Genomic DNA, 4,489 nt, shown 5'->3' with positions numbered 1-4,489 from the left:
CTGTTGATACTATATCGTATGCCGTTTACTTTTCCTGGGCTTAGGAGGTCGGGAGAGAAAGATTTTAGTATTTCGTTCCAGGTAAGTATTCTTTTTCCCGGGTAGCGTTGGTTGCGCTCATGATAAGGAAGTGAGAGGTCGGAAACGGTAAACATGAAACTAACCTCAATTTGATCGTCGCCTTGTGCTAAAAATTCTATTGATGCATCTTTCTCTGCTTTATATTTGCTGATTTCCTCATCTCTGCGGTCTAATGTTTGTCTGAGACGCAGAATTTCTTCATTGGCTTCATTGCTTGCGAGTTGATCGGAGCGAACCCATCCGGGGCGAGGGTTGCGCTTAATTAACTGGGTTAGGCTTCGGCTAACGACTGCGCCCAGTTCAGCAGGGGATGCCCACTCTTTGCAGAGTTTTGATTTTACAAGCGCTCGAAATTCACTCAGTTTTCGACGTCCCTCAGGATCCGATTCTGATTTTCCTTGAGGAATGGTGTCAGGTGTTGAGTGGGTGAAGCCAATTACTGGTATCCCTTTTTCGATTGCGTATCTATATTCTTTCTCGGTGAAGCTCAGTCCGTCTGAGGACATTGATCCATAACGTGATCCTATTACGACTATGTAGTAATCGCATTGGTCGATTAAGTCTTGTATGAATGACCATTGATCATCATTTGTGGCTGGAAAGTACTCCATTCCTGAAGGTATGCAGTCCAGTTCCAATAGTGCGCGCATTACTTCTGTTCTTTCATCTTTTAAATCAATATACGTTGAGCTAACAAATACTTGATATCGTTTTTCCATTTTTACATAAAAATAATAGATGGTTGGTGATGTTGCTGTTTTATCGGTACTTGTGAAAATATTTTTATTAATTTTTATGGTGGGAAATATTAAATTAAATTTGGTTTTTTGGAGAAATTTTTGTATTATTTTATACTGAGATGTTAATCTGTATCTTTAGTGCCGAGATGTTGAGGGCAAGATGATTGCATTTCTGCGTAAGCTGTTAGTTGAACAGGGGGCGTTCGTCGCTGATTCCTAGTCGAAAGGACAGTCGAACGGTTTTAGATAGTACGTTGGGAAGCGCTAGCTATATCAACTTTGCCGCGACATCGGACGGAAAATCATCTCGGGCATTGATGATTTTACGCAACATGATTCGCTTGTGAAAGATGGGTGTCCTCATGCATCCGAGGGGGGGCTGTCTCATTCCCACCTTTGAGTCGATGGACTCAGTCGAGATTAAGCGAGAACAATGCTTGCTAGCGCCCGCCTCGCAGATCGAGGCGGTCCAGTTCCTCAAGAGTTTGAACAACGGATTCCACGAGCTCGCCGTCAAAGTCATCTCGGTCCGCCTCCTCATGAGTGCCTTTGTTGAGATAGGTCCAGATAAGGTTGTTGACTGGAATACCCAAGATGCGGCCATATGCAGAAAGAAGAGGTTCCTTGTTAGCGTGGTTGAAGGTCTGGGCATCTCGCAATTTCTTGACCAATGCTTCGCATAGATTTCTCAACACCGGCTCGGCGCCGACACCAGGCAGCATGAGATTCAATACGCCCTGATCATGACTTCCAAGCCAGCGCCAAGTTCTCTCCCCTAGCAGCTCCAAGGCTTGGCGTGACGCAGCCAGCGCTTCTCGGTCGTTCAATGCTTCCCTCGCTGTCCTGGCTTTGGCAATGTAGTTCGCACTCGGCATGTTGCCGGTCACTCTGGGCTGATAGTTACCATCGTGATGTCGGAATAGGTAAACCTGGCACCCATTTCTACGCTGAGCGGGTAGATGCTGTTGGATGTCTTTTATAAACTCATTGCTGTGACAGGTGACGATCAATTGGGTTTGAGCGAAGTGGTCGCTTTCAAAAATCACTTCTCGGATTCCACCCCTGTGGTCATGGTCGATTGCATTGATGGCATCATCGAAGACGATAACTGGGCAGTCGATGCTCTTTGCCTTGGCCATTAGGATTGCTAGGCCGAGACAGCGGATATGTCCTTCGCTAAGTACATGGAGAGCATCCACGCGAATACTTGGCTTTCTCAGGAAGCTGATTTCGATCTTTTCGTCACTGTTTAACGGCAAATACAGCGCTGATAGCTTATCCTCTTCGCGGTCATTGCGATTGAAGGCGTTATAGAGATCTCTGGCAGCGTCGTTCAGGCCAGCCATTAGCTGACCGGGGAGTTGATTTTTGTAAAACCTCAAGGCGCCGAGAAATCTGTCATAGGCAGTCTTGTACGGCGAGTCACGGACGATATCTAGCTTTTCCTGCTCAGCTTGCGCGATCAATCTAGCATTTGTTTCGTCGAAGGCTTTGATGCGGCTACGTGCTGTTTTGATATCTGCTTGTAGTTGTTGTCGCTTAAGATCTTGCGCTTGAACTTTTAGCTGAAACTCGTTGAGTCGCCTACGCTCATTGAGGTGCGGTTGTCGATCCTTCTGAGCCTTCCTGGACGCCTCGTCGAGGGCTGCCATGCGATCTACAAAAACGAGAATCTCCTCTAGCGACGGTATGTCGCGCAGACCGGCAGGCGCCTGGGGGTAGATGTCGTTCCACCAACGACCGGCAGGTTCCTCTGGTAGCTGCAGGACCCAACGACCGGTTGCTGTTCTCTCTTCTTGATTTGCAGCTACGAATGCGCAGATGGGCGTGAACATCTGCCGCAACGTGCGAGATGCTTGGCCAAGTTTTACCTCAATGGTCTGCTGCTTATCTTGAAGGACCCCCAGCTCTTCAAGCTGCTGCAAGCCGTCAGCCGCTTTCCTAAATGGATCTGTGGTGACATGAAGGTCGCCGGTCAGTGGTGTGTCGCATGCAGGACAGCGATCTCCGACAGTTTGATGCAAGGCGAGAACGGAATTGTAGAGTGACCTGAAGGAAACTTGGTCACTTTTGGCGCGTAGAGAATTAATGATCACATCAAGTTCTTGGGCACATTGATGTGCTTCGGAGAATGCGTCCTTGAGGCCTTGGCGTGTGATGCCAAGAATACTTGGCGGAAGAGTTCCCAGAATTTCATCAAGCTCTTGAAGGCGGCTCGGTGCCTCTGCGGAACCGATCAAGCCCTTCAGAGCTTGGTATGTGAGATCAGCTGCGTATTCATTCGCTAGAGAAGATTCTTCTTGTTCCAGTACTTGCAGGGAGGCAGCTTCGCCATCAACGGTTGCTTGATCTGCTACTAACGCGTGCCGGCGAGTCGTCAAGGCATTTTGTTGTTCGCTGACTAGGATAAGCTGTCCGTCTATGCTCTCGTTGAAGTGGCTTACAAATTCATTGAACTGGTCCATGCCAAAGAGCGTGGCAATCAGTTCGGCTCGTTGAGCATTGGGTCGGGCAGCGATTCTTGAGAATGCGTCGATTCGGTTTTTTTCTATGAAGCAGAAGCGATAGGTGTCGAGATCGGCGACAACGCTAACCTCACGTCCTTGTTGATCCGTTGCCTTCAGGATAGGGGCTTCGAAGCGTCTGTCGTGCACATTTTCCAGATACGTCTTGGCGGCAATGCGTTTGCTTCCAGCCTCTTCGACATCTCCAAGAAGGGCATACTCCAGTCCTTCGCATAGACTGGTTTTTCCACTGCCATTGGGGCCGTAGAAAAGGATAATCTGCTTCGTTAGGTCGAAAGACTCTGGTAGTCGGAATCCCCGAAAAGGGCCGAGTGTAAGGTGGCGTAACTTGACCCATGGCCAGGTTCCGACACTTGCTTCAGCAGTGTCGGCTGGAGTTGCTTCTACCGTACTATGAAATTCTCGCCGCATTAGACTGACGAGAAAGGAGGAGCGCTGGCTTCGTTGTCGCGAGGTTTCGGCCAATTCATCAAAGTTGGCAAGGGCCAAAGTGGCTAGGCGGCGCACGTCGCCTGGAACTTGTCTATCTGGCTGATAGAGCCATCGTACGAAGCGTTCGAGATCCTGTTTAGCAGATGCCATATCCTCTTCCTTCGAATAGCGATATATACGGCTAGCGTACTGTAATAGACGCTTGCTGTTACGAGAATAATGACAGGTCTGGTTTCAGGTGAATACTGCCTCAATACAAATAGGCATCTTCCTATTCGATTTTGACATCCTTGCATGGCGAGTCGGTGCAACTTTGATGCAGGCCCGCCCATGTCAAGTCGTTCAATGAATTGGCTTTTTGTCCTCCGGGAATTGGGGTTCCCGTAGCGGCTCATCAAGCGCAGCCCCCACAACATCCCCAACGTAATCGCAAAGACTCTCAATCCCGCCCAGCAAATTGGACACAATTCAAGGATCCAGCGGTTGAGTTCCAGTGCTATCTGGCTCGTTCGTACTATTCCCAACAATCCTGCTTATCGCCCAAATCCCCTGGCAAGTCCGTTCGATCTTCCGAAGATCAGCGAGCCGAACAACGCCATGCTCCGGATCGTCCGGCGTGGCCCAGCTGACCTGCTCCCTGTGGTTAGTACGAAATCGATGTAGAGTCCGTTCACAAAGGAACGGCAATGAAGAAACGATTTACGGAAGAAC

Annotated in this window: 2 protein-coding genes; both read right to left on the bottom strand. The window is 49.0% G+C overall.

Going from position 1 to position 4,489, the window contains the following annotated elements; translation table 11 throughout:
• On the bottom strand, positions 1 to 800 hold an 800-nt coding region (locus tag AC6LJ5_RS29930), incomplete at its 3' end, for a DUF4062 domain-containing protein (RefSeq protein WP_498142410.1).
• 461 nt (positions 801 to 1,261) lie between these two features.
• Positions 1,262 to 3,928, bottom strand: coding sequence for an AAA family ATPase (locus tag AC6LJ5_RS29925; RefSeq protein ID WP_498142409.1), 2,667 nt, complete (start codon positions 3,926 to 3,928; stop codon positions 1,262 to 1,264).
• Between the last annotated feature and the right edge of the window lie 561 nt (positions 3,929 to 4,489).

It is taken from the genome of Achromobacter sp. 1011791174 (assembly GCF_059760925.1).
Note: the sequence above shows the minus strand (reverse complement) of the source record. Positions and strands in the feature narration are given on the sequence as shown.